This is a genomic window from Aeromonas sp. 600282, assembly GCF_049175755.1.
In the GTDB taxonomy this organism is placed as follows: domain Bacteria; phylum Pseudomonadota; class Gammaproteobacteria; order Enterobacterales; family Aeromonadaceae; genus Aeromonas; species Aeromonas veronii_A.
Map to the genome: position 1 here is coordinate 65233 of NZ_JAAKVR010000009.1, position 25148 is coordinate 90380.

19 protein-coding genes are annotated in these 25148 nt (G+C 60.1%); 9 read left to right on the plus strand and 10 right to left on the minus strand.

Going from position 1 to position 25148, the window contains the following annotated elements; all coding sequences use genetic code 11:
- Window positions 1–47: 47 nt before the first annotated feature.
- Window positions 48–1142 carry a cellulase family glycosylhydrolase gene (locus G5137_RS10350; protein WP_139408884.1) on the minus strand — a complete coding sequence of 365 codons (1095 nt, stop codon included), beginning with the start codon at window positions 1140–1142 and terminating at the stop codon, window positions 48–50.
- 291 nt (window positions 1143–1433) lie between these two features.
- Between G5137_RS10350 and G5137_RS10355 the strand changes: the two genes are divergently transcribed.
- Entirely contained in the window at window positions 1434–2474 is a 1041-nt protein-coding gene (locus G5137_RS10355) for a LacI family DNA-binding transcriptional regulator (protein WP_216949955.1), read from the plus strand.
- Window positions 2475–2771: 297 nt separating this feature from the next.
- Here the strand turns inward: G5137_RS10355 and G5137_RS10360 are convergent, their stop codons facing one another.
- The 4 genes from G5137_RS10360 to galE are packed head-to-tail and all read right to left on the minus strand — an operon-like array spanning window position 2772 to window position 7020.
- Complete coding sequence (locus G5137_RS10360; protein ID WP_323913392.1) at window positions 2772–3743, minus strand: galactose-1-epimerase; 972 nt, start codon at window positions 3741–3743, stop codon at window positions 2772–2774.
- Window positions 3740–4891: a galactokinase gene (galK, locus tag G5137_RS10365; protein WP_421255344.1), complete on the minus strand. Its 1152-nt coding sequence runs from the start codon at window positions 4889–4891 to the stop codon at window positions 3740–3742. Before galK ends, G5137_RS10360 begins: the two co-directional genes overlap by 4 nt.
- On the minus strand, window positions 4888–5946 hold the full coding sequence (locus G5137_RS10370) for a UDP-glucose--hexose-1-phosphate uridylyltransferase (RefSeq protein ID WP_421255345.1): 1059 nt from the start codon (window positions 5944–5946) through the stop codon (window positions 4888–4890). The genes galK and G5137_RS10370 overlap by 4 nt, the downstream gene beginning before the upstream one ends.
- A gap of 60 nt (window positions 5947–6006) precedes the next feature.
- Window positions 6007–7020 carry a UDP-glucose 4-epimerase GalE gene (gene galE / locus G5137_RS10375; RefSeq protein WP_421255346.1) on the minus strand — a complete coding sequence of 338 codons (1014 nt, stop codon included), beginning with the start codon at window positions 7018–7020 and terminating at the stop codon, window positions 6007–6009.
- A gap of 201 nt (window positions 7021–7221) precedes the next feature.
- On the opposite strand from galE, the gene G5137_RS10380 reads away from it, so the two are divergent.
- The 6 genes from G5137_RS10380 to G5137_RS10405 all read left to right on the plus strand — a co-directional run bounded on the left by G5137_RS10380 (window position 7222) and on the right by G5137_RS10405 (window position 17127).
- The gene (locus tag G5137_RS10380) at window positions 7222–8229 is read left to right on the plus strand and encodes a substrate-binding domain-containing protein (protein WP_041915397.1); all 1008 of its coding nucleotides are present in this window, start codon (window positions 7222–7224) and stop codon (window positions 8227–8229) included.
- Between the two features lie 189 nt (window positions 8230–8418).
- On the plus strand, window positions 8419–11478 hold the full coding sequence (locus G5137_RS10385) for a beta-galactosidase (RefSeq protein ID WP_421255347.1): 3060 nt from the start codon (window positions 8419–8421) through the stop codon (window positions 11476–11478).
- Window positions 11479–11754: 276 nt separating this feature from the next.
- Window positions 11755–12741, plus strand: coding sequence for a galactose/glucose ABC transporter substrate-binding protein MglB (mglB, locus tag G5137_RS10390; protein ID WP_005340747.1), 987 nt, complete (start codon window positions 11755–11757; stop codon window positions 12739–12741).
- Window positions 12742–12794: 53 nt separating this feature from the next.
- Window positions 12795–14315 (plus strand): galactose/methyl galactoside ABC transporter ATP-binding protein MglA, encoded by a 1521-nt coding sequence (gene mglA, locus G5137_RS10395; RefSeq protein WP_041234376.1) that lies wholly within the window; start codon window positions 12795–12797, stop codon window positions 14313–14315.
- A 16-nt stretch (window positions 14316–14331) separates the two neighbouring features.
- Window positions 14332–15342 carry a galactose/methyl galactoside ABC transporter permease MglC gene (gene mglC, locus G5137_RS10400; RefSeq protein WP_005342585.1) on the plus strand — a complete coding sequence of 337 codons (1011 nt, stop codon included), beginning with the start codon at window positions 14332–14334 and terminating at the stop codon, window positions 15340–15342.
- 51 nt (window positions 15343–15393) lie between these two features.
- Window positions 15394–17127, plus strand: a complete 1734-nt coding sequence (locus G5137_RS10405; RefSeq protein WP_368208602.1) for a methyl-accepting chemotaxis protein — start codon at window positions 15394–15396, stop codon at window positions 17125–17127.
- 67 nt (window positions 17128–17194) lie between these two features.
- On the opposite strand, the gene trmA is transcribed toward G5137_RS10405, so the two are convergent.
- Window positions 17195–18328: a tRNA (uridine(54)-C5)-methyltransferase TrmA gene (gene trmA, locus G5137_RS10410; RefSeq protein ID WP_421209209.1), complete on the minus strand. Its 1134-nt coding sequence runs from the start codon at window positions 18326–18328 to the stop codon at window positions 17195–17197.
- Window positions 18329–18498: 170 nt separating this feature from the next.
- On the opposite strand from trmA, the gene G5137_RS10415 reads away from it, so the two are divergent.
- Window positions 18499–19641, plus strand: a complete 1143-nt coding sequence (locus G5137_RS10415) for a DUF5610 domain-containing protein (protein WP_421255348.1) — start codon at window positions 18499–18501, stop codon at window positions 19639–19641.
- 90 nt (window positions 19642–19731) lie between these two features.
- Complete coding sequence (locus G5137_RS10420) at window positions 19732–20265, plus strand: ATP--cob(I)alamin adenosyltransferase (RefSeq protein WP_075116198.1); 534 nt, start codon at window positions 19732–19734, stop codon at window positions 20263–20265.
- Between the two features lie 101 nt (window positions 20266–20366).
- On the opposite strand, the gene malZ is transcribed toward G5137_RS10420, so the two are convergent.
- From malZ to yegD, 4 genes are all read right to left on the minus strand, one after another.
- Window positions 20367–22196, minus strand: coding sequence for a maltodextrin glucosidase (gene malZ, locus G5137_RS10425; protein ID WP_421206255.1), 1830 nt, complete (start codon window positions 22194–22196; stop codon window positions 20367–20369).
- A gap of 5 nt (window positions 22197–22201) precedes the next feature.
- Complete coding sequence (locus G5137_RS10430) at window positions 22202–23032, minus strand: HDOD domain-containing protein (RefSeq protein WP_227341605.1); 831 nt, start codon at window positions 23030–23032, stop codon at window positions 22202–22204.
- An 88-nt stretch (window positions 23033–23120) separates the two neighbouring features.
- The gene (locus G5137_RS10435) at window positions 23121–23540 is read right to left on the minus strand and encodes an META domain-containing protein (RefSeq protein WP_270905936.1); all 420 of its coding nucleotides are present in this window, start codon (window positions 23538–23540) and stop codon (window positions 23121–23123) included.
- Window positions 23541–23705: 165 nt separating this feature from the next.
- A complete protein-coding gene (gene yegD / locus G5137_RS10440; RefSeq protein WP_421209213.1) occupies window positions 23706–25067 on the minus strand; it encodes a molecular chaperone in 1362 nt (453 codons plus the stop codon).
- Between the last annotated feature and the right edge of the window lie 81 nt (window positions 25068–25148).

Sequence of the window (25148 nt, forward strand, 5' to 3'; positions counted from 1 at the left end):
ATGAATGTGTTGTGAGGGGCGCCACTAGGGTGGCGTCCTCTTTTGCGTTATGAACGGGTCAATGTGCGGAGCAGTTCTATTTCACTGGCAGAGTAGGGGGTACCATCCTCCTCCAGCAGGTCGTGAAACCAGACCCTGCGGAAATCGGGGTCGATATTGCGAACGAAAGGCCATGGCAAGTGAGTTTGCGTCTTCCCTTTTACCAGACCCCATTGATAGGCACCTATTTTTAACTCTTTGAAGAGTGGCAGTTGTTGTTCCATCACGCTGCCGACATGCCTGGCCAGCCACTCTGTGCAGAGGAGCGGGCGGCGATATTTGCTGACCACATCCAGAGAGATTTTCAGCCCCTCCATACGCTGATAGGAGTGGAAAGTGATGACATCCGATAGCTCCATAGCGCGCAGGTCGGTCGGATGAGTAAAGGTGTTTTCCGGAGTAAATTCCGAATCCCCCTGACCGATGCTGTAGGGTGCATGCCACGCGCCGACGGTGAGTGGCTGGGAGGGGTTCTCTTCTCGGGCCCAGACAAAAGCCAACTCCATCAGATAGTGGGCATATGTCTCCAGCGACTCATCGAAACGCACCTCGACATCGCCTTCCGAAAAGATGCCCCGGTTGGTCGGCTCATTGTACAGATCCCAGATAAAGATCCGCTCATCCTGTGCAAATGTACGTATCAGGTCGCGAATATAGTGTTCCACTTCGCGCCATTGGGTCGGGTCAATGACGACATTCCGACCGGGACTGGCCGCCGCCTGGCTATTGTGTACATCTTCCCGAGGTGGTTGCTGGCGGCCCAGATAGGGGTGATCGCCGGAGAAGCCACAGTCATCCATCAAGGTCATCATCACGCGGATATTGTGCTTGCTACACAGGCCAAGGAACTGCTCAATGCGCGCGAGCAGGCCATCCCGATCATGCTGCCAGACGATAAAGGGCAGATTGGTTCGCAGGGTGTTGTAGCCCAGTTTGTTGGCCCAACCCAGTTCCTGGTCAATGGTGACTGGGTCGAAGGTTTCTCCCTGCCACATTTCGGTCCAGTTGACCGCTGTGCGGGGGAGATAGTTGAAGCCCAATAGCCAAGGTTGTTTGTTCCACCATTGCCAAGCTCGTTCTGTTGACCACTGTTGTATCGCCATCGGATATCCTTGCAACTAATTATTTAAGCTTACAGCAATTAATATTAGCTAATATCTTTAGTTGCAAATCATGAAGGATAGAATTCAGGGATTAGTCACAAAATGAACAAATTTAGGGGGTTAACAGGCATAGCTGGCGAGCCATCTGTACTCGGGACGATAACCGAAAACCCTCTATCGTCCTTGTGGGCTGTTGTGCTGCTTGCTCATGTCCGTAATCATGAGTCATGATAAAAGATAAATAATTAATATTATTATCTGGGCGGTACTGCTCAAACTATGGCCATATCAATGAATAGTAAACGCATCACCATGAGCGCCATCGCAGCAGCTGCAGGTGTCTCCCAATCAACGGTTTCACTGGTGCTCAATGGTTCAACCACCATCAAACTGGCGGAGGAAACGCGGCGTAGAGTGCTTGAAAAAGCGGCCGAACTGGGTTACCAGCATAAGCGAGCTGAACATCTACCCAAGGGACCATCTGCTAGAAAAATAGCTTTTGTTTTCAATGGTCTGACTCCATATGACCCTTTTCTGGATGCGATCAATGCCTGCAATGAACGCGCTTGGGAGGCAGATCGCATGCTGGTTACATTCGATTATCGCAACAGCGCGGAGCTCACCAAGTTGATCGAGCAGGAGATCAATCAGGGGGATTATCTGGGGATGATTTTTGCCTCTTCCATGACACGACAACTTGCCGAGATGGAGCTCTCCCCGCAGGTGCCTACCGTTTTGCTCAACTGCTACCTGGAGGGCAGTGGCTCGTCCGAGAGTTATTCCATCCTGCCTGCTGATAAGCTGGCGGGTTACAAGGTGACGGCGCACCTGTTGGAGCAAGGCTGCAAACGAGTGGCTCTTATTCAGGGGGAGCCATGGATGGAGGCAAATAGTCTGCGGCTGGAGGGGTATCGTCAGGCGTTGATCAATCACGATTTGATACCGGATCCACAATGGGTGCGTGTGGGCAACTGGTCGCTACATGAGGCTTATGAACAGACTCGGCAACTGCTGGCGCTGCCTCAGCCGCCTGATGGTATCTTTTGTTGCAGTGATTACATGGCTCAGGGTTGTTACCAGGCGATAGCCGAGGCGGGATTGCGCATCCCGGAAGACATTCTGGTGGCGGGCCATGATAACCAGATGCTGGCCTGCGAAATGGAGCCCCCTTTGAGTTCTATCGAACTACCTTACGACGAGATGGGTAAACTGGCGGTGGACACCTTGTTGCAACTGGCCCAAGGAGAGAAGCCCATCGCTTTACTGATGAAGCTGGAAGGGGAGTTGCTGATCCGTGCCTCGACCAAGGGTCAGCCAGTTAACAAAATTTGATCCTCTCTCGAAAACCTGTTGCGTAGTGGTTCCTTATGCCACAGGGCGTGCCCATATGTTCCCGTCATGCCTGCCAAGTTGTGTGGTTGGCGGTAAGAATGTAAATGGGTACTCAATGACTTTACCCGACACGAGCAGGTCAACGTCACTCTGAAAGCCATACACCCATCAGCACTGCACGCGGTGGCTGATATCGTAATGATGCCAAGCCGTAGCATGCTTCTTTCTTGGTTGTGTTGAATAAGCCGGGCGGGAGAGATGCGACAAAGGGGCGCCTTGACGCGCCCCTTCAGTGGGTCAAGCCATAACCGGAATGAGCCGATAACGGGTTATGTGCTGATAGCGTTCTCCTGGCTCCAACCATGGGTTACCTAATTCTGGACGGTTCGGACTATCTGGCACTTGCTGTGCTTCCAGGCAGAGCCCCTGATAGTTGCCCCAATGTCCCCCCCCGCGTTTTGGGGTGCCAGCCAACCAGTTGCCGGTGTAGAGCTGGACGCCTGGCTGATTGGTGTACATCTCCATACACAGGCTGCCATCCCCTGCCATCAGGGTGGCTTGTGGTGAGGGCGAGGCATCAACAAACAAGAAACAGTGGTCGAATCCCAGACATTTTTTTTGCTGCGCATGGGCCATCCACTGTTCTCCGACCCGCTTGCCATGGCGTAGATCGAATACTCCTTCGACCGGCGCAATGCCAAGCGGCAGCGAGTGTTCATCGGTTGGCAGATAGCGGTCTGCATTAATGATGATGTGGTGATCACGCACATCACCACCATCCAGGTTGAAATAGGCATGGCTGGTGAGATTGACCGGGGTCGGAGCATCTGTGGTGGCGCTCAGCTCGATCACCAGATCGGTCTGTTCCAGCCGGTATTCTACGGTGACGTCCAGATTACCAGGGAAACCCTGTTCGCCATCGGCCAGCCGAGTTTGCAGACGGATGCGATCTTCCGCCAGCCCGTCCAGTTGCCACTCCCGGTTGTGCAGAGAGTCACAGCCCCCGTGCAGGCAGGTGGTGCCCTCGTTGGCGTCTAGTTGCCACTCTTGCCCTGCTCGCTCTAGGCGGCCGTTGCCGATACGATTGGCAAAACGTCCTACTATCGCCCCCAAATAAGAGCGTTGATTGGGGTAATCCAGCGGATCACAAGCCAGCAGCACATTGCGATAGATGCCATTGACCGGGATCTCGAGGGCGGTGAGCGTTGCCCCGAAATCGAGTACGCTCAACCGCAGGCCGGCTGCATTTTGCAGATGGAACTCTTTCATGCGATGCCCCCTGCACCGGCGCTGGCAGAGCAGACGTAGCAGTCGGCCTTGAGGCCCGAGATGGCCGGATACTCCGCCTCGACGGCGGCAATCACCTCGGCCACTTTCTCCGGGCGCAGCAGGGCGACTACACAGCCACCGAAGCCGCCGCCGGTCATCCGCACGCCGCCATCTGTGCCGATTTTAGCCTTGATGATCTCCACCAGACCATCGATGGCGGGTACTGTGATCTCGAAGTCGTCGCGCATGGCGGCGTGTGATTCGGCCATCAGCTCGCCGAGTCGGGTCAGATCGTGGCTCGCCAGTGCATCGGCGGCCGCTAGAGTGCGGGCATTTTCCCCAACGATGTGGCGAGCACGACGATAGCAGGCCTCATCCAGCCCGGCCTTGCCCGCTTCCAGTCCGGTCAGATCGAGATCGCGCAGCGCCTTGACCCCGTAGTGGCGGGCGGCCGCTTCGCACTGCTGGCGGCGGGTGTTGTATTCGCTATCCACCAGACCCCGGCGCACATTGGAGTTGACGATCAGCACCGCCAGATCGGTGGGCATGGGGATGAGGCGGGTCTCCAGCGAGCGACAGTCGAGCAGCAGGGCGTGGTCTGTTTTGCCGCTGGCGGAGATCATCTGATCCATGATGCCGCAGTTGCAGCCGACGAACTTGTTCTCCGCCTGCTGACCGTTGAGGGCGATCTCGGCCTGGCTGATGTCGAGCCCCAGCGCCTCCTTGAAGGCCTGACCGATGGCCACTTCCAGCGAGGCAGAGGAGGAGAGCCCCGCCCCCTGCGGTACGTTGCCGGAGACCACCAGATCGAGGCCGCGCAGGGCATAACCGCGCTCCTGCAGATACTTCACCACGCCGCGGATGTAGTCGCTCCAGCGTTGGCTCGGGTGGTGCTCGATGGGCTGGTCGAGGTCGAACTGGTCGCGCTGGTTGTCGTAGTCGGCGGCGATCACCTGCACTTGCCGGTCATCGCGCAGGCCAATGGCGACGCAGGTCTCGTAGTCGATGGCGCAAGGCAGCACGAAGCCGTCGTTGTAGTCGGTATGTTCACCGATGAGGTTGACGCGGCCGGGGGCGCGCACCAGCAGATCGGGCGCTTTGGCAAATTGCTCGGCAAAAACGGTGCTGACGCGTTGGCTGGGGGTCATAGGGCCTCCTCATTGGTGTGACTGGTCTGGTTGTAGTGAATGGGGCTCAGAGCGCGCAGCCGCTCGGCAGCCTGCTCGGGGGTAAGGTCACGCTGGGTTTCGGCCAGCATCTCGAAGCCCACCATAAATTTGCGCACGGTGGCGGAGCGCAGCAGCGGCGGATAGAAGTGGGCATGCAACTGCCACGCCTCGGGGCAATCCGATTTGGGCGGGGCAAAGTGCCAACCCATGGAGTAGGGGAAGCTGCACTCGAACAGGTTGTCGTAGCGGCTGGTGAGCTCCTTGAGCGCCACTGCCAGATCCTGTTGCTGGGCCTGGGTCAGGTTGAGCATGGAGGGGACGTGCGCCTTGGGCAGCAGCAGGGTTTCGAACGGCCAGGCGGCCCAGAAGGGAACTATGGCGAGCCAGTGCTCGGTCTCCACCACGATGCGCGAGCGATCCGCCAGCTCCCGCTCGACATATTCCAGCAGCATGGGGCGGCCCTGCTCGGCCAGCCAGTCGCGCTGGTGCTGCTCTTCGCGGGCGATCTCGTTGGGCAGGAAGTCGCTGCCCCAGATCTGGCCGTGGGGGTGCGGGTTGGAGCAGCCCATAACGGCCCCTTTATTTTCAAAGACCTGCACCCATTCCCACTGGGCCGACAGCTCGGCGACCTGATCCATCCAGGTGGTGATCACCCCCTCGATGGCGGGCAGCGGCAGCTCGGGCAGGGTCTTGCCGTGATCCGGCGAGAAGCAGATGACCCGGCTGGTGCCGCGGGCGGCTTCCAGTTTCAGCAGGGGATCGCTGGCGCTATCGGCGGCCGGGGTATCCTGCATCAGGGCGGCGAAGTCGTTGGTAAAGACGAAGGTGCCCTTGTAGTCGGGGTTGATGTCGCCAGTGACCCGGGTGTTGCCGGCACAGAGGAAACAGTCGGGATCGTGTGCCTGTTTGGGGGCCTGACTCACCTTCTCCATCTGTCCCTGCCAGGGGCGCTTGGCCCGGTGGGGGGAGACCAGCACATACTGGCCGGTCAGCGGGTTGAAGCGGCGATGGGGATGATCGACGGGATTGAACATCATCTCTCCTGAATAATGTATTGAAAAATAAAGTCGTTTATTGCTGGGGAGCAGGCAGGCCTACTCTTCGTAACCGTTCGGATTAGCGGATTGCCAGCGCCAGCTGTCGGCGCACATGGCGTCGATGTTGCGGGTCGCCCGCCAGCCCAGCTCGCGCTCGGCCTTGGCTGGATCGGCCCAGCAGGCGGCGATGTCGCCCGGGCGACGCGGCTCGATGCGAAATGGCAACGGCTTGCCACAGGCAGCAGAGAAAGCGGCGACCAGCTGCAACACGCTCTGGCCCTCGCCGGTGCCCAGGTTGTAGGTGTGCACGCCACCCTTGCCGGCGCAGTGTTGCAGCGCCTTGACATGCCCTTCGGCGAGATCCATCACGTGGATGTAGTCGCGCACACCGGTGCCGTCCGGGGTGGGGTAATCGTTTCCAAAGACCGACAGGCAGTCGCGACGGCCGATGGCGACCTGGGTGATATAGGGCATCAGATTGTTGGGGATCCCCTGCGGGTCTTCACCCATGGTGCCCGATTCGTGGGCGCCGACCGGATTGAAGTAGCGCAGCTGGGTCATGCTCCAGTGGGGCTCGGCCAGCTGCAGATCCTCGAGGATCTCCTCGATGATCAGCTTGGAGCGACCGTAGGGGTTGGTAGCACTGCGGGGGAAATCCTCGCGGATCGGCAGGCTGGCGGGATCACCGTAGACGGTCGCCGAAGAGCTGAACACCAGATTGTGCACCCCGGCCCGTTTCATCGCCTGCAGCAGGGTGAGGGTGCCGCCGAGGTTGTTCTCGTAGTAATCCAGTGGAATGCGAGTCGACTCACCGACCGCCTTGAGGGCGGCAAAGTGGATCACTGCGTCGATCTGCTGTTCGGCGAAGATCCGGTCCAGCAGGGCGGCATCGCGAATATCCCCTTGATAGAAAACGGGTTGTTGGCCGCTGATAGCCGCGACTCGAGTCAATACGCTGCGCTTGCTGTTGCAGAGGTTGTCGACCACCACGGGATTCATGCCTGCCGCTTGCAGGGCCAGACAGGTGTGGCTGCCGATATATCCGCAACCGCCGGTGACCAGAACGTTCATCTTGCTCTCCACTGAAAAGTGTCTGGAAGCAGTCTAGCCGAGGGGGTGGCGACCAAACTGTGAGCTTGCTTGCAAAACAGTGTAAACGATTACACCGTTTCTGTGGTCATCCTGACGGCAGATATGCGTTTCACCTCTGTTTTCAATGGGTTTGCTGGGTATAATGGCGCTCTATTGCACAGTGAAATAAGTGAAAACAGTATGAGCACCATCAAGGATGTCGCCCGTTTGGCCAATGTGTCAGTGGCAACGGTTTCACGGGTGATGAACAACTCCCCCAAGGCCAGCGCCGCGTCTCGCGAAGTGGTGCAGAAGGCCATGGCCGAACTGGGCTACACCCCCAACGCCAACGCGCGGGCACTGGTGAGCCAGACTTGCGACACCATGGGGGTGGTGGTCGGTGACGTGGCCGATCCCTTCTTCGGTGCACTGGTGAAGGGTGTCTCCGGCATCGCCGTCGAGCAGAACCTCCACCTGCTGATGGGTAACGGTTTTCACAAGGCGCGTCAGGAGCGTGAAGCGATCGAGCTGCTGATCGGCAAGCGCTGCGAGGCGCTGGTGGTGCACAGCAAGGCGCTGAGCGACGAGGAACTTTACGATTACGCCATGCGGGTGCCCGGTATGGTGCTGATCAACCGTGATATTCCTGCCCTCAAGGGGCGCTGCATCGCCCTCAACAACCGGTTGGGTGCGGCTACGGCGACTCGCCACCTGATCGAACTGGGTCACCGCCATATCGCCTTTATCAGCTCGGATCACGCCATCGAGGATGCCACCTTGCGTTTGCAGGGTTATCAGGATGGGCTGATGGAGGCTGGTCTGGCTGCCGATCCCGAGCTTATCGAGAGCGGCACGCCGAACGAGGAGGGGGGCGAGCGCGCCATGCTCAACCTGCTGGCCAAGGGGCTCAAGGTGACCGCCGTGGTGGCCTATAACGATGCCATGGCGGCGGGCGCCATCTCTGTGCTGGCGGACAACGGCCTGCGAGTGCCGGAGGAGGTTTCGGTGGTGGGCTTCGATGACATCATCTATGCCAGATATTTGCGCCCCAAGCTCTCCACCATGCGCTATCCCATCGAGCTGATGGCGGCCCAGGCAGCCAAGCTGGCCATTCAGCTGGCGGCGGGGGAGAGTGACGCGACCCAGAGCAGGATCTATACCCCCACCCTGATCAATCGCCACTCGGTGGCACCGGTTCGGGCCGGATAGCCCCCTTTTGCGGCCCTGTTCGGGGCCGTTTCTTGCACAGTTATTGTTTTACCTATTTTTAATCATTTTTACTCCGCTTTACTTAACAAAAACAGTGTAATCGTTTACATCTGTGTGAGCGAGATCGCCGTTCCCTGCGTCATACTTCTCTAGACTGAATACGTTTTCCAATCAGCAGGGAGAGAGTGAATGCTCAGGGAGATAGTGGCGCGTCAGGATTGGCAGACTCAGGCCATTACGTCGGTAAACCGGCTGGCTGCCCATAGCCCCATGTTTAGCTGGCGCAGCGAAACGGATGCCAGGGGGGATCTGGCCTCTTCCTCCCGTCTCTTGCTCGATGGCGAGTGGCGCTTCTCCTTCTTTGCCGCTCCCGAATTGGTGCCCGAGAGCTGGCTGGCGCAGGATCTGGTGGATGCTTGCCCCATTACAGTGCCGGGCAACTGGCAGCTGGATGCCGCCTATCCGGCTGCGCGGCCGCTCACCGATGGCCCCATCTACACCAATATCAAGTACCCCTTTCCCTGCGATCCGCCCCGGGTGCCGGCAGAGAACCCCACCGGTTGCTACTCCCGCGAGTTCGAATTGCCCGCCGACTGGCTGGCAAGCGGCCAGAGCCGGATCATCTTCGACGGGGTGAGCAGTGCCTTCCACCTTTTTTGCAACGGCCGCTGGGTCGGTTACTCCCAGGACAGCCGCCTGCCCGCCGAGTTCGATCTGACTCCTTATCTGCACACCGGTCGCAACCGGTTGGCGGTGCTGGTACTGCGCTGGTCCGACGGCTCCTATCTGGAAGATCAGGATATGTGGTGGCTGTCGGGGATCTTCCGCTCCGTCAGCCTGCTGCACAAACCGTCCCGCCATCTGATGGATATGCGGGTGGCCCCCGAGCTGGACGCCTGCTATCGGGATGGTCGTCTCAAGATTGCACTGCAGGTGGCCAATGGGGCCGGTCTGTCGGTGGAGGCCAATCTTTATGACGGCAGCGAGCGGGTCGCGGCCCTGCACCAGCCGATCGGCACCCAAACCATTGATGAAAAAGGGGCGTATGACGATCGCGCCGAGTGCTGGCTCGACGTGGTTGCGCCGCGCAAGTGGAGCGCCGAGACGCCCCATCTCTATCGCCTGACCCTGACCCTGCTGGACGAACAGGGCCAGGTTATCGAGAGCGAGGCATGTGATGTGGGCTTTCGGGTGGTGGAGATCCGTGGCGGCCTGCTGCGGGTCAACGGTCAGCCGCTGCTTGTTCGCGGTGCCAACCGTCACGAGCATCACCCCGCCAAGGGCTATGCCATCGATCGCGCCACCATGGAGCGGGATCTGCTGCTGATGAAGCGCCACAACTTCAATGCGGTGCGCTGCTCCCACTATCCCAACCACCCCGACTTCTATCGCCTCTGCGATCGGCTCGGTCTCTATGTGGTGGACGAGGCGAATCTGGAGACCCACGGCATGACTCCGATGGGGCGGCTGGCGCGGGATCCCGCCTGGAGCAATGCCTTTCTGGAGCGGGCGACCCGCATGGTGGCGCGGGATTTCAACCACCCCTCCATCATCATCTGGTCGCTGGGCAACGAGTCGGGTTACGGCCCGGCCCACGATGCCATGTATGGCTGGATCAAGCGCAGCGATCCGAGCCGTCCGGTGCAGTACGAGGGGGGCGGGGCCGATACCCCGGCCACCGACATCATCTGCCCCATGTATGCCAGAACCCATCAGGATCAGCCCTTCCCGGCGGTGCCCAAGTGGGCGCTGGCCAAGTGGATCGGCCTGCCCGGCGAGCACCGGCCGCTGATCCTCTGCGAATATGCCCACGCCATGGGCAACAGTCTCGGGGGCTACGCCCACTACTGGCAGGCGTTTCGCGATCATCCACGTCTGCAAGGCGGGTTTGTCTGGGATTGGGTCGATCAGGGGCTCGACAAATACACCATCGATGGTCGCCACTACTGGGGCTATGGCGGCGACTTTGGTGATGTGCAAAATGATCGCCAGTTCTGCTGCAACGGCCTGCTGTTCCCGGATCGCACCCCCCATCCCGCCCTGTGCGAGGCGAAGCGCGCCCAACAGCCGTTCCGTTTTGCCCTGCTCGAGCACACCCCGCTGCGGGTGCGGATCGAGAGCGAATACCTGTTTCGGGAAACCGATAACGAGCGGCTTTGCTGGCAGTTGTGTGAGAACGGCCATGTGCAGCAGCAGGGGGAGGTTTCCCTTGAGCTGGTGCCGCAAGGGGTGATCGAGTTGACTCTGAGCGAGGCGTTGCCCCCCTTTGCGGCAGGCTCACTGGCCTGGCTCGATCTTGCCATCGTTCAGCCGCAGGCTACCCCCTGGTCGCAGGCGGATCACAAGGTCGCCCGTCAGCAGTTCACCCTGCCGACCCCCCTTGCCCTGCCAGCGCCGGTCGCTGCCGCCACCCTGAGCGAGCAGCCGGATGGCTGGCGGATCACCGCCGCAAACAGCCAGTGGTGGCTCGACAAGCAGAGCGGCCGTATCACCAGTTGGCAAAAATCGGGGCAGGAGCAGTTGTTGGCGCCGATCATGGATCACTTCTACCGGGCGCCGCTCGACAACGACATCGGCACCAGTGAAGCGGATCACGCTGACCCCAACTCCTGGATTGCCCGCTGGCAGGCGTGTGGTCTCGGTCAGTGGCAGCACCGCTGTCTGGGGCTCGCGGTCGCCGGAGGGGATATCCGGGTCAGTCATGGCTACTTCCACCGTGATGAGCTGCTGCTGGTGAGTCACTGGCATCATCGCTTTACCGACGATGGCGCCATGAGCCTCGAGATAGAGACCGAGCTGGCACAGGTGCTGCCGTCGCTGCCGCGGATTGGCCTGCTGCTTCATCTGGCCGAGGTGCCAGCGCGAGCCGAATGGCTGGGGCGTGGCCCGCACGAAAACTATCCGGATCGCCTGCTGGGCGCCGATCTGGGGCGCTGGAGTTTGCCGCTGGAGGCCATGCATACCCCTTACATCTTCCCGAGCGACAACGGCTTGCGCTGCGATACCCGCCAGTTGCAGCTGGGTAGCACGACAGTAAACGGCTGCTTCCATTTCAGTGCCAGCCGCTTCAGTCAGCAACAGCTCGCCGCTGCTCGTCACCAGAGCGATCTGGTGGCCGAAGAGGGGTTGTGGGTCTGTCTCGATGGCGCCCACATGGGGGTGGGCGGGGATGACTCCTGGAGCCAGAGCGTGCGTCCCGAATATCAGCTGCTCGAGCGTCGTTACCGTTGGGGCTGCACTCTCCGTTAAGCCAGCTATTGAGGGGACTGCCTGGCCAGTGCGCCATTTTGACAACAGACCAGTAACGACTAGCCTCAATGCTGTGGGAAAGATTGAGTCTCAAATCTGATTTAAATTTATATGTATTTGAAAAATAAAAACAAAGTTTCAATGTAACAGAGTGTAATCGTTTTCATTTTGTCGTCATGATCACAGAAGAAATGACAACAAACTGATTACATTGATTGGCGCTTGCTCAATTGCTCGCCACCCTACAACACAGATAGACACATCGGAGCACACATAATGAAAAAACTGACCACAGTTGCCGCCCTGCTGATGGGCATGATGGCTGGAGCCAATGCCCAGGCTGACACCCGTATCGGGGTAACCGTCTACAAGTACGACGACAACTTCATGGCGGTCGTGCGCAAGGCCATCGAGAAGGAGGCGGCAGCCACTCCGGGGGTGGAACTGCTGATGAACGACTCCCAGAACGACCAGTCCAAGCAGAACGACCAGATCGACGTGCTGCTGGCCAAAGGGGTGAAGGCGCTGGCCATCAACCTGGTTGACCCAGCTGCGGCACCGGTGGTGATTGAGAAAGCCCGTGGCGAAGATATCCCGGTGGTCTTCTACAACAAGGAGCCAAGCGCTACCGATCTGGCCAGCTACGACAAGGCCTACTACGTGGGCACCGACTCCAAGGAGTCAGGGATCATCCAGGGTCAGCTGATTGCCAAACACTGGAAAGCCCATCCGGAGTGGGATCTGAACAAGGATGGCGTGATCCAGTTCGTGCTGCTGAAAGGGGAGCCGGGCCACCCGGATGCCGAAGCGCGCACCTCCTACGTGGTCAAGACCCTGAACGATGGCGGCGTCAAGACTGAACAACTGCATATGGATACCGGTATGTGGGATACCGCCATGGCGAAAGACAAGATGGACGCCTGGATCTCCGGCCCCAACGCCAACAAGATCGAAGTGGTCATCGCCAACAACGACGGCATGGCAATGGGCGCAGTCGAATCACTGAAAGCACAGGGCAAGACTGCCATTCCGGTGTTCGGCGTCGATGCGCTGCCGGAAGCGCTGGCCATGGTCAAGAGCGGTGCCATGGCGGGTACCGTGCTGAACGATGCGGCCAACCAGGCCAAAGCCACCTTCGAGCTGACCAAGAACCTGGCTGAAGGCAAACCGGCCGGTGAAGGCACCAAGTGGAATATCGTCGACAAGGTTGTACGTGTTGCCTACGTCGGTGTGGATAAAGACAACCTGTCCCAATTCGAGTAATTCCCTCCTCCAGGGCAAGGGAGATCCCCTTGCCCTTTTTTCAACCAGATGTGATGGCTGATATGACAACACAGCAACAATCAGAATGGCTGTTGGAGATGATTGACGTCAGTAAGAGCTTTCCCGGCGTCAAGGCACTCGATAATGTCAATTTACGGGTCCGTCCTCATTCTGTGCATGCGTTGATGGGCGAGAACGGAGCGGGAAAATCCACACTGCTCAAGTGCCTGTTCGGCATTTACGAGAAGGATCAGGGCAAGATCTTCTTCAAGGGGCAGGAGATCAACTTCACCTCCTCGAAAGAGGCGCTGGAAAATGGCGTCTCCATGGTGCATCAGGAGCTCAACCTGGTGCTGCAGCGTACCGTGATGGACAACATGTGGCTCGGCCGCTACCCCACCAAGGGGTGGTTTATCGACCACGGCAAGATGTATGACGACACCAAGCGCATCTTCGATGAGCTGGATATCGACATCGACCCCAAGGTGAAGGTCGCGACCCTGTCGGTCTCCCAGATGCAGATGATCGAGATCGCCAAGGCGTTCTCCTACGACGCCAAGATCGTCATCATGGATGAACCCACCTCCTCCCTGACCGAGAAAGAGGTGAACCACCTCTTCAAGATCATCAACAAGTTGAAGGAGAAGGGGTGCGGCATCGTCTACATCTCTCACAAGATGGAGGAGATCTTCCAGCTCTGTGACGAGATCACCATATTGCGGGATGGCCAGTGGGTGGCAACCCAGCCGCTCAAGGGCATGACCATGGATCAGATCATCGGGATGATGGTCGGCCGTGAACTGACCCAGCGTTTCCCGGAAAAGACCAACCAGCCGAAAGAGGTGATCCTCGAGATCGAACACCTGACGGCGAAAAACCAGCCCTCCATTCAGGATGTGACCTTCAACCTGCACAAGGGGGAGATCCTCGGCATCGCCGGACTGGTGGGGGCCAAGCGCACCGATATCGTCGAGACCCTGTTCGGTATTCGCGATCGCAGTCAGGGCAGCATCAAGCTGCACGGCAAAGAGGTGGCCAACCACAACGCCCACGAAGCGATCCGCAACGGCTTTGCGCTGGTGACGGAAGAGCGCCGCTCCACCGGTATCTACTCCCGGCTCGATATCGCCTTCAACTCCCTGATCGCCAACATGGACAGCTACAAGGGCTCCATGGGGCTGCTCAGCGACAACAAGATGAAGAGCGATACCCAGTGGGTGATCGACTCCATGCGGGTCAAGACGCCGACCCAGCAGACCCAGATAGGTTCCCTCTCCGGGGGCAACCAGCAGAAGGTGATCATCGGTCGCTGGCTGCTGACCCAGCCGGAGATCCTGATGCTCGACGAGCCCACCCGCGGCATAGACGTCGGGGCCAAGTTCGAGATCTACCAGCTCATCCTGGAGCTGGCGAAGAAGGACAAGGGGATCATCATCATCTCGTCAGAGATGCCGGAATTGCTGGGGATCACCGACCGCATCATGGTGATGAGCAATGGCCGGGTCGCCGGGATCGTCAATACCAAAGAAACTGACCAGAGCGAGATACTGCGCCTGGCATCTCTGTACCTCTAGAGACAGGAAGACATTTATGGAGTCGGCTAAAAATTTCAATCTGATGCAGGCGCTCAAGGAAAACGCCATCTATCTGGTGCTGCTGGTGCTGCTCATGGTCATCGTGATCCAGGAGCCTTCCTTCCTGAGCCTCACCAACTTCAGCAACATCCTGACCCAGTCCTCGGTGCGGGTCATCATAGCGCTGGGGGTGGCGGGCATCATCATCACTCAGGGGACGGATCTCTCGGCCGGTCGTCAGGTCGGTCTGGCGGCACTCATCGCGGCAACCATGTTGCAGGCGCTGACCAACGTCAACAAGGTGTTCCCGACGTTGGGGGAGGTGCCCATTCCTGCGGTGATCCTGCTGGTCTGTGTGGTGGGGGCGCTGATTGGTCTGGTCAACGGTCTGATCGTGGCCTACCTGAACGTTACCCCGTTCATTACCACCCTGGGCACCATGATCATCGTCTACGGTATCAACTCCCTCTACTTTGACTCGGTAGGGGCTTCGCCGGTGGCCGGGTTTGACCCCCGCTTCTCCAGCTTCGCCCAAGGGTTTATCCGGATAGGAGGATTCAAACTCTCCTATCTCACCTTCTATGCGGCCATCGCCAGCGTCTTTGTCTGGGTGCTGTGGAACAAGACCCGCTTTGGCAAAAACATCTTCGCCATCGGCGGCAACCCCGAGGCAGCCAAGGTCTCCGGCGTCAATGTGGCGGTCAATCTGGTAATGATCTATGCGCTGGCGGGGGTCTTCTACGCCTTCGGCGGCATGCTGGAAGCAGGCCGTATCGGTAGCGCCACCAACAACCTCGGCTTCATGTACGAGCTGGATGCCATCGCGGCGTGCGTGGTGGGCGGCGTGTCGTTTGCCGGCGGGGTGGGAACGGTCGCGGGTGTGATCACCGGCGTACTTATCTTCACCCTGATCAACTATGGTTTGACCTATATCGGGGTCAGCCCTTACTGGCAGTTCATCATCAAGGGCGGCATCATCATTCTGGCGGTGGCATTGGATTCCATGAAGTACGCCAAGAAGAAATAACGATTGGCAGGGAGGGTTGGCGCTGCCAGCCCTCTCTTCTGGAGGGAACCCATGCCATTCAAGGTCAAGATTTACCTCTTGCTGCTACTGGCCATTCTGGTCACCATCGGCACCGCCGGGCTCAGCGTCAACCACTTCATCAGTGGCTACATTCGCACTCAGGCCACCCACAACATCAACGAACAGATCACCCTGGTCAAAGAGAAGCTGGCCAGCGACATCAATCAGAAAATCCTGTTGGCCGCCAACCTCAACTTCGGGGTGACCAACGTCAAGAAGACCCTGCAAGAGACCGGTTTTCACAACATCGTCAAGGTGATCGGCGACATGGCCTTCGACGTGAGCGGGGTCATCAACGACAGCGCCAAAGTGGATGCGCTGCGCAAGCTGATCCCCGCCGCCAATAACCAGATCACCGTCAGCCCGCTGCAACAGGTGGATGGCAAGCCGGTCATCACCATTCTGGTGCCGCGCGGTGCCGATTCCGCATATCTCTACTACCTCGACATGAGCGAGTTCAAAAGCCTGCTGGAGAAGATGAGTGGCGATGGCCGCTACTTCTCGCTGGCCGACAGTCAGGGCAACAGCCTCTATAACAGCAAGCCGCAGGGGGAGAGCGAAGCGCGCCCCAACCAGCTGGATATTCGCGGCAGCAGCTGGACGCTGACTGGCTACATCGACCTCGACTACATCCAGGCGATGACCCGTGCACTCAACGGCCAGATCATCATGGCGCTGCTCGGTGTCGCCGTGGTGGTGATGGTGCTTGCCATACTGGCACTCAACGTGGCTTATCGCCCTATCCTCTCGCTGCGGGATCTGGTGCTGGAGCTCTCTCGCGGCAGTGGCGATCTCACCCGCCGGCTGGCGGTGACCAGTACCGATGATCTGGGCCAGATCTCGGCCGGGATCAACCGCTTTATCGAGCGGCTGCAGGAGATGATGGGGGAGGTGCGACAGGCGAGCGGCCAGCTCAACAGCGGTATCGAGGGGCTGGCCAGTCAGACCGGCGCCGCCCAGTCCCTGCTGGCGGACCATGTACGCGAGACCGAGCAGGTGGTGACCGCCATCAACGAGATGAGCCGCACCGCGGTCTCCGTCTCCGAGAGTGCGGCCAGCACTGCCCGGCTCACCGGCCAGAGCCAGCAGCTGGCAAGCCAGTCCCGTCAGGTGGTGGATCAGGCGATGGTCAGCGTGATGGCGCTGGTGGACGAAGTGGAAGCCACTGCTCGCTCCATCGAGGCGATGCAGCAGGATGTGCAGCAGATTGGCTCTGTGCTGGGGGTGATCGGCAGCATTGCCGAACAGACCAACCTGCTGGCCCTCAACGCCGCCATCGAGGCGGCCCGCGCTGGTGAACAGGGGCGTGGCTTTGCGGTGGTGGCAGACGAGGTGCGTTCCCTCGCGGCCCGCACCCAGCAGAGCACAGCCGAGATCCAGACCATGCTGGCCAGTCTGCAGCGAGGCACCCGCACTGTGGTGGATGCCATGGGCAATACCAAGCAGAGCTGTCAGGGGGCGGCCGAGAACACCACCAGGGTCAACGAGTCGCTGGACCTGATGGCGGGAGAAGTGGTGGAGATCAACGATCTCATCAGCCATATCGCCACGGCGGCGGAGCAGCAGAGCGCGGTGGCCGAAGAGATCAATCGCAACATGAGCGCCATCGCCGAGGTGATCCGCCAGCTGACCCACAATGGCGAAGCGACGGTCGCCAGCTCTGCGGCGATGCAGCAGACCTACGACCGGCTGCGGGAGATCGTGGGCCACTTCCGGTTGGAGTGAGGCCGGTGTTCAGTCACTAACAAAACAGGGCCATCCGGCCCTGTTGTTGTTTTCCTGTCTGCCTGAATCAACCGGCCTTGCGGCGCAGATAGACCCCGGCTTCCATGTGATGGGTCCAGGGGAACTGGTCGAACAGGGCGAAACGGGCGATCTCGTGGGTTTCGCCCAGAACGGCCATGTTGGCCTGCAGGGTCTCGGGGTTGCAGGAGATGTAGAGGATGTTGTCGTACTCCTGCACCAGCTTGACGGTGGCATCATCGAGACCGGCGCGGGGCGGGTCGACGAAGATGGTGTTGCACTGGTAGCTCTTGAGGTCGACCCCCTTGAGGCGGTTGAACTCCCGCTCGCCACGCATCGCCATGGTGAACTCCTCGGCTGACATGCGCAGGATGATCAGGTTGTCGACGCCATTGGCGGCGATATTGAACTGGGCGGAGTCGACGCTCGGCTTGGCGATCTCGGTGGCCAGCACCTTGCGGAAGTTCTGCGCCAGCGCGATGGAGAAGTTGCCGTTGCCGCAATAGAGCTCCAGCAGGTCCCCTTCGCTCTCTTTGGTCACATCCAGCGCCCAGGCCAGCATCTGCTCGTTGATGGCGGCGTTGGGCTGGGTGAAGCTGTTCTCCACCTGCTTGTAGGTGAGCTGGCGACCCGCCACGTTGAGCTGCTCGATGACGAAGTCATCCCCCAGACAGATCTTCTGCTTGTGGGCGCGGCCAATCAGCTGCAGCTCGAACCCTTTGGCGCGCAGAGCGGCCTGCAGCGCTTCGGCGGCTTGTTGCCATTCGGCCTCCAGCTTGCGGTGATAGAGCAGGCTGACGATGATCTGGCCGGACTGGGTGGAGAGGTAGTCGATCTGGAACAGCTTGCGACGCAGCACCTGATGGGGACGCAGCCCCTCCAGCAGCAGCGGCATCAGCTGGTTGATGAGGCGGCTGGCAGTGGGGAAGTGGTCGACCCGGATAATTTCTTTGGTCGCCGGGGCATACATGCAGTGGAAGAGGTCGTCCCCCTCGTGCCAGATGCGAAATTCGGCGCGCATCCGGTAGTACTCCGCCGGTGAGCTGTGCACTTCCAGCGCCGGGAGGGTGAAGCCGGCAAACAGCTCGGTGAGGCGAGCGTGCTTTTCGTCGAGTTGGGCCTGATAGTCGGCCGCGGTTCTAGGCGCCGGAGCGTTCGCGGAAGGCTGTTGGGATTGGGTCATAAATACCTCACATGCACACCGGCCGGGCCGGGTCGAAATCGGGGGAAGGCAACAGGCCACCCAAAGGGGCCCGATTTTAAAAGCCAGCCGCAGATTGTCCAGCATTTTGTGGTCAAGAAGTGTTCAGTCAGGCCGATAGCTGATCTACAGGCATGGTGGGAGGACACATTATGCAGATCGAAGGAGTGGGCGCAGCCCAACCCAAGGGAGTGGGTGTTTCTCCCAAATCGCCGCAACAGGCGGAGCAGAAACAGGTCAAGAGCGAGGAGGAGGTCTCCTTGCACAAGCCGCCCAAGTGGGCGCAGGTGCTGATCCAGCAGGCATTGCAGTTCTCGCTGGAGATCAACGGCCAGGGCTATCAGGCGCCGAAGGTGAAAGAGCCCGAGGAGATCACCCCGGAGACCCTGTTCGACTTCCAGTCGGTGGCGGACAACGTGCTGCAGTTCGTGACCGGGCGGCTTGGTGCCGCGCGCGCCGATGGCAAATCCGACGACGACCTGACCGGGATGATGGAGCAGGCCCGCAAGGGGGTCGACAAGGGCTTTGAGGAGGCAAAGAAGCAGCTCGGCAAGTGGGCGACTGACAACGACGATATCAAAACCGGTATCGATCAGAGCTACAAGCTGATCCAGAAAGGGCTCGAGGAGTTCGAGAAGGAGTTCTTCGGCAAGGTCTCCCCGACCGACATGGGACAGGCCGAGATGGCCAGTCGCCAGCAGGGGTATCTGGAGATCCAGACCAAGGATGGCGACAAGGTGGTGCTGCGATTCAACGACAGCTGGCAGACCAAGTCCCAGAAGGATGATAGCGGTAGCCAGTTCAGCCTCAAGTCGAGCCAGAGCTTCAGTTTCTCGCTGGAGGGGGATCTCAGCAGTGAGGAGATGGAGTCCATCGGCAAGCTGGTCAAGGGGATCGACGAGCTGGCGGGGAACTTCTTCTCCGGCAACTTCGAGGATCTGCTGGATAAGGCGAACGAACTGAAACTGGACGACAGTCAGCTGGCCTCCTACTCCCTCAAGCTCAAGCAGAGCGTCAAGCTGAGTCAGACCTATCAGGGAGCGCACTCCCTGCAGGATCTGCTCAAGCCGTTTGCCGACTACCTGCCCAAGCTGGAGCAGGTGCAGAAACAGGCAGATACCCTGCTGCCACCATCCCAGCAACAGGCGCTGACCCCGGCTGTGCTGGCCGCTCGCGGTCAGAGCGATCCGGCAAAGATCAGCAGCTTCACCAACTTCAACCAGCGGATGCTGGAGGCGCTGCGGATGATCGGCCAGTTCCAGCCCTCCACCGAGCCCGCCGGCAGGAGCGTCTGAGCCGCCAGCGCGCAGCCCAAGCCATAACCTGCCGTTTGCCAGCTCCTGTGGGGGCTGGCAAACTGGCCTTTTTTCCAATCCGGTTGCCCCATGAACCCCAAGAAGCCAAGAGACAAGCGCGAGCTCTGCTACCCCTTTATCTTCGAAACCTCGCTCAAATGTGATTTTGAGATCGCTACTGACGAGCTCTGTTGTCAGGTTGGGGCCGTGCTGTCACGCCTTGCGCCGGATGCGGATACCGAGCCCATGCTGGCGGATCTCGCGGCGTTGCAGCGACTTATCTACAACCTAAACGGCTCGGTACGCGGCAAGCTGGGGATCTTCGACGCAGATCTTGAGTGGCTCAAGGCCCGTTACGACCACTACAACGAGGCGAGTCGCGGCAGCGTCACCGGTTTTGTGCTGCCACAGGGGCCACAGCCCATTCCCACCCTCCATCTGTGCCGCTGCGGCAGCAAGAAGGTGGTGCGGCTGCTGGTCAGGCTGGAAGAGAGCGGGGTGGCCTTCGATCCCATTCTCTATCGCTTCGCCAACCTGCTGGCCAACTTCTTCTTCGTGCTCACCGTCTACCTCAAGCAGCGCTGGCAGGTGCCGGAAGTGCCCTACGTCAGCATCAACTACTGATGGCGGCTGGTTAGGGGCCAGACGTCATGGTGGATTGAACGGAATAAAAAAAACCGGAGCCTTGGGCTCCGGTTTTGTTTTTCAGCGCGTCAGTTGCCCGCTCAGCTGGAGATCAGCACCCGGGCCGAGTTGGCCGGAATGGTCAGCTGCACCTCGCCCTGCACCACTTCAAACTTCTCGCCGTTGAAGGCGTCGGTGAAGCGGCTGGCGGGGCTGGCGGTCTGCCACAGGGGCAGGCTGATGGTGCGCGGCTCGCTCGGGTGGCGGTTGCAAGCCACTACCACCTGATCGCTTTGCAGGGTTCGGGCGAACACATAGCTGTGGGGCCCGGCGTAGAGGGTCTGGATATCGCCACGGCGCAGGGAGGGGCGCTGGCGGCGGATCTGGATCAGCCGACGATAGTGGTCGTGCAGCACATGATCCCAGTCTGTGGTATCCCACGGGAAGCAGCGGCGGCAGTCCGGGTCGTTGCCGCCGGAGAGCCCCACTTCATCGCCGTAGTAGATGGACGGCACACCGATATAGGTGAGCAGCAGTGTGGCGGCCAGCTGCATCCGCTGTTTGTCCTCTCCCAGCAGATGGAGGAAGCGGGCGGTATCGTGGCTGTCCAGCAGGTTGAACTGGGCCAGCTGGTTCTTGAACGGGATATGGGCCCGCGCCAGTTTGAGCCAGCGATCCAGCTCTTCGGCGCTGATCTTGATGGGGTGGTAGGCGATATCCTTGCCAGCCAGGAAGGCACGGATCGGGTGGGCGAAGCCGTAGTAGTTCATGGCGCCGTCCTCCTGATCCCCTTGCAGCCACTGGCTCGCCTCGAAGAAGTGTTCGCCGAGCACATAGGCGTCCGGGTTCTCCTGCTTCACTGCCCCGCGAATGGCGCGCACGTGACCACTGTTGCCCTCGGCGGTGCCGCGCTCGCCCAACATGTGGATGACGTCAAAGCGCCAGCCATCGATCTGGTAGGGGGCGCGCATCCAGTAACGGAGGATGGCGTCATCGGCCCGATAGACGGCGTCCTGTACCTTCTCGCAGGAGAAGTCGAGCTTGGGCAGGCTGCGAATGCCCTTCCAGCTGACGTAATCCCCTTCTTTATCAAAGGTGTAGAAGCTGCGCCACGGGGAGTCCGGGTTGCTCTGGGCTCCCAGTGGCGGGCAGAACCAGGGGTGCTCGGTAGAGGTGTGGTTGACCACCGCATCGAGGATGATCTTCATGCCGCGCTGGTGCAGGTTGCGGGTCAGCTCGGCGAACTGCGCGTTGCTGCCGAGGTGGGCATCGACCTTGAAGTAGTCCTGGGTGTCGTACTTGTGGTTGCTCGGCGAATCGAAGATGGGGTTGAGGTAGAGCGCCGTCACCCCGAGAGATTGCAGATAGTGCAGCTTGGCATCGATCCCCGCCAGATCGCCACCGTAAAACTCGCAGGCGCCGTGGCCCTCTTCATGGCGACTGACCGGTTCGCCCCACGCCTTGCTGATGACCGCTTTGCCGCGATATTCGTACTCGTGATGCTTGACGCTCAGCGACGGGTCGCCGTTGCAGAAGCGGTCGGGGAAGATCTGGTAGAACACCTGATCCTGCACCCAGGCCGGTGGCTGGTGCAGGCTGTTGAAGCGAAAATGTTGCTCCCGTGGCGGCATGGACGCGCTGACGCCCGCCCCGTGCAGCCACCACTGCTCCTCGTCGGTGAGGCACTTGAAGCTGTAGAGGTGGATATCCTGTCCCTTGATGAGCGGCAGGGTCGCCTGCCACACCTGCAGCCGATCGCGGGTGGAGACCGCCGTCATCGGGATCAGGTACTCCTCGTTATCCGGCTCGTGGCGTAGCCACACCTCGCGGATCGGTGCATCCAGATCGCTAAAGAGGGTCAATTGCAGTGCGTCGGCGCTCTCTTTGAACCAGGGCGCCACCTGGGGATGAAACAGAAACGGATGGGTCATGATGCTTATTGAGTCAGAAGATCGGCAAGGGCATTACCCTGTTCATGCAGTGTTTCGAGCTGGCCTGCCAGCGACTTGGGATCCAGTCCCAACTGGTCGGCGAGCGGTTTGGGGAAGCGGGCGATGATGGCCTGGGCAGGCACTCCCGCGTTCCAGGCGAAGGAGATAAACACGGCGAGGCGGATCAGCACCGCCTCCTTGCTGACCGGATCGTGGGAGAGGGGATCCAGCTGTTGGGAGATGGCATCGACGAAGGCCTCGGAGAGGTTCCAGCGCCGCGCCAGCTCGGCACCGAGCTGGGCGTAGTCGTAACCCAGCATCTCCCGCTGGGCCTCGACCCGGCTGCTCCCCTTCTGGATCGCCAGATTGATGAGCTCCGCCTCTTCCGGCAAGGTACTCTGGATCAGTAGTTCGCCGATGTTGTGGATAAGAGCACAGGTGAAGGCGGTCTCGGGGTCGAGCACCTTGGCCTCCTGGGCCAGGGTTTTGGCGATGGTGGCGACCTGGAAGGTCTCGGTCCAGAACTTGTTCTTGTCGAAGCTGGGCGGGGCCTTGAAGGTGCCGATGATGCCGGAAGCGACCACCACAGAGCGCAGTCGGTTGAAGCCGAGGCGGATCACCGCCTGTTCGATGGAGGTCACTTCGTTGCCACGGCGCAGGGCGGCCGAGTTGGCCATCTTTAGCACCTTGACGCTGATCACCTGGTCCATGGCGATCTTGGCCGCAATCTGGTCGATGCGGGCATTCTCGTCGTTGAAGCTCTGCATCAACTCGTGCAGCAGCTTGGGAATAGTGGGGAGTTGTTTGATCTTGTCAAACAGGCGATCCATCGACATGGCTGAGGCAGCCTCCGTTGCGAACTCTGCCTCATATTGTGCCACAGCCGGACAACATGTTCCTGTTTGTGATGCGGCTTTGTGAGCGCTAGAACACCCAGTCGCGCAAGGTGTATTCCAAACGGTGCCGTTTGCCCTGCAGGATCAGGCTCTGGCTGGTGCCGCTCAAAGTCGCCCCCTCGGTCAGGGTGGTCAGCACGGCCTGTTCTATGGCGTCCAGCGGCGGCATGCAGGCCATTTCGGTACTGCCCAGACTGGTGACCCACAGTTTGTCATCTTCCAGATGGCCCTGACCGAAGTAGCGGTTGCAACCGGCGATGCCGTTGACGGTGAAGTGCTCGCCGATCTCGAAATCGGGGGGATTGTCGCGGGGGGCCTCGATCGGTTCGCCATCCAGTTTGCTCAGTACCCAGTGGTGGTGTTGCAGATCTTGCTGAACAAAGGCGGTCGAGCTGCAGCCAGCGAGCAGTAACAGGGGGATCAGCAACAAAAAGGGCAATCTGGGCATGAGGGGGCTCCGGTTGGGGGAGCGTCAAGAATACCCTTTTTGGGCAGTCGGGAGCAGGGCGGGAGAGGGGACGACCGACCGCTTCTGTCGTCCCTTGTCCCGCGTGACTGTCGCTTAATGGCAACACCTTGGTTATGTTGCCATCGATTTACGCTATCTCAGGGCTCAGTTGACGAACAGCCGCTCGGCATAACGGGCAAGACCGGCAGCCACCGAGCCGAAGTCATCGCCACCCTCAAGCGGGATGGAGGGGAGCTTCTGGCGGATAAAGCTGGCGATCAGCGGCGAGCGGGCGCTACCACCGGTGACGAAGATGCGATCAGGCTGCACTCCGGCAGCGGCAATCGCTTCGTCCATCAGCTCGCCAATTTTTTCCAGCAGCAGGGCCGAGGCGTTGGCCAGCTGTTCGCGGGTCAGCTCCGCTTCCAGCCCTTTTTCCAGCTCGGCCAGCGACTGGTGATTGAGTTCCTGCTCCGAGAGGGCGATCTTGCCCTGCTCGGCACGCCACACCAGCTGGTGGCTCAGCTTGTGGGCCCGCAGGCTGGCCAGACGCCCCAACTTGCTGCCGGGCTGGCTGTCGAGCTGCAGATCCTGCAGCTGGCGGGCGGTGTCGAGGCTGTAGAAGCGGCTCTGGGCGCTGACGTCGTTGATGGCTGCCGCATCCCAGAACAGCGGGTGGGGCAGCGGCTTGCCGGTCTTGAGGGTCTCGTGCATGCCGAGCAGCGGCATCATCCCCTCCACCGTCAGGCGGATATCGAAGTCGTTGCCGCCGATCCGCTGGCCGCTGTGGCCGAGCAGATCGCCGCTGCGATCCAGCTGATCGCGGTAGCTGGGACCCATCCGCAGCATGGAGCAGTCGGTGGTACCGCCGCCGATATCCACTACCAGCACCACGGCGTCTTCGGTGAGGCGCGCCTCGAATTCAAACCCGGCGGCCACCGGTTCATAGAGGAACTCCACCTGCTCGAAACCGGCCAGACGGGCTGCCTCGGTCAGGATGGCGATAGCTTGCTGGTTGCTCTCTTCCCCCGCCAGCCCCTGGAAGTTGACCGGACGGCCGATCACCGCCTGGCGGATCGGGGCACCGAGCTGCTGCTCCGCCTGCTGGCGGACGTGGAGCATCATGGCGCAGACGATGTCTTCAAACAGGGCGATCTGGGGGGCCTTGAGGCCATAGGCGCCGAGAAAGGATTTCGGCGATTTGATGTAGTAGCCGTCGTCCGGCTCTTCCAGATAGCGCTCCAGTGCAGCGCCGCCAAAGCTCAGCTCGTCGATCAGTCCCTCTTCGCGCATCTGGCGGCGAACCATCTGGGCACGGGTGACCACGGGGCCACGCAGCTTGAGGTACTCCGCCTGCTGGGCGGGGGCCAGCCCTTCGGCCAACAGACCGGCGATAGCATCCCGGTGGGGGGCATGCAGGGTGGAGGGGAGATAGCGGGATGCACCAAGATTCAGCAGCCTGGGGCTACCTTGTTCCATCACGGCCACGGCACAGTTGGAGGTGCCGTAATCAAATCCGATAAACATGGGCGCCAGACTCCTGAATAAAAAAGGGGGGCTAGCCTACCCGAAGGCGCCGGGTCTCACAACCCGGCGCGTGACGAAGAG

Coding starts and splice junctions, on each gene's coding strand:
- G5137_RS10405 (WP_368208602.1), top strand. CDS start 15,394: ATGCCATTCAAGGTCAAGATTTACCTCTTGCTGCTACTGGCCATTCTG.
- malZ (WP_421206255.1), bottom strand. CDS start 22,196: ATGACCCATCCGTTTCTGTTTCATCCCCAGGTGGCGCCCTGGTTCAAA.
- mglC (WP_005342585.1), top strand. CDS start 14,332: ATGGAGTCGGCTAAAAATTTCAATCTGATGCAGGCGCTCAAGGAAAAC.
- galE (WP_421255346.1), bottom strand. CDS start 7,020: ATGAACGTTCTGGTCACCGGCGGTTGCGGATATATCGGCAGCCACACC.
- G5137_RS10415 (WP_421255348.1), top strand. CDS start 18,499: ATGCAGATCGAAGGAGTGGGCGCAGCCCAACCCAAGGGAGTGGGTGTT.
- G5137_RS10370 (WP_421255345.1), bottom strand. CDS start 5,946: ATGTTCAATCCCGTCGATCATCCCCATCGCCGCTTCAACCCGCTGACC.
- mglA (WP_041234376.1), top strand. CDS start 12,795: ATGGCTGATATGACAACACAGCAACAATCAGAATGGCTGTTGGAGATG.
- mglB (WP_005340747.1), top strand. CDS start 11,755: ATGAAAAAACTGACCACAGTTGCCGCCCTGCTGATGGGCATGATGGCT.
- G5137_RS10350 (WP_139408884.1), bottom strand. CDS start 1,142: ATGGCGATACAACAGTGGTCAACAGAACGAGCTTGGCAATGGTGGAAC.
- G5137_RS10355 (WP_216949955.1), top strand. CDS start 1,434: ATGAATAGTAAACGCATCACCATGAGCGCCATCGCAGCAGCTGCAGGT.
- G5137_RS10360 (WP_323913392.1), bottom strand. CDS start 3,743: ATGAAAGAGTTCCATCTGCAAAATGCAGCCGGCCTGCGGTTGAGCGTA.
- G5137_RS10380 (WP_041915397.1), top strand. CDS start 7,222: ATGAGCACCATCAAGGATGTCGCCCGTTTGGCCAATGTGTCAGTGGCA.
- trmA (WP_421209209.1), bottom strand. CDS start 18,328: ATGACCCAATCCCAACAGCCTTCCGCGAACGCTCCGGCGCCTAGAACC.
- G5137_RS10435 (WP_270905936.1), bottom strand. CDS start 23,540: ATGCCCAGATTGCCCTTTTTGTTGCTGATCCCCCTGTTACTGCTCGCT.
- G5137_RS10430 (WP_227341605.1), bottom strand. CDS start 23,032: ATGTCGATGGATCGCCTGTTTGACAAGATCAAACAACTCCCCACTATT.
- galK (WP_421255344.1), bottom strand. CDS start 4,891: ATGACCCCCAGCCAACGCGTCAGCACCGTTTTTGCCGAGCAATTTGCC.
- G5137_RS10385 (WP_421255347.1), top strand. CDS start 8,419: ATGCTCAGGGAGATAGTGGCGCGTCAGGATTGGCAGACTCAGGCCATT.
- G5137_RS10420 (WP_075116198.1), top strand. CDS start 19,732: ATGAACCCCAAGAAGCCAAGAGACAAGCGCGAGCTCTGCTACCCCTTT.
- yegD (WP_421209213.1), bottom strand. CDS start 25,067: ATGTTTATCGGATTTGATTACGGCACCTCCAACTGTGCCGTGGCCGTG.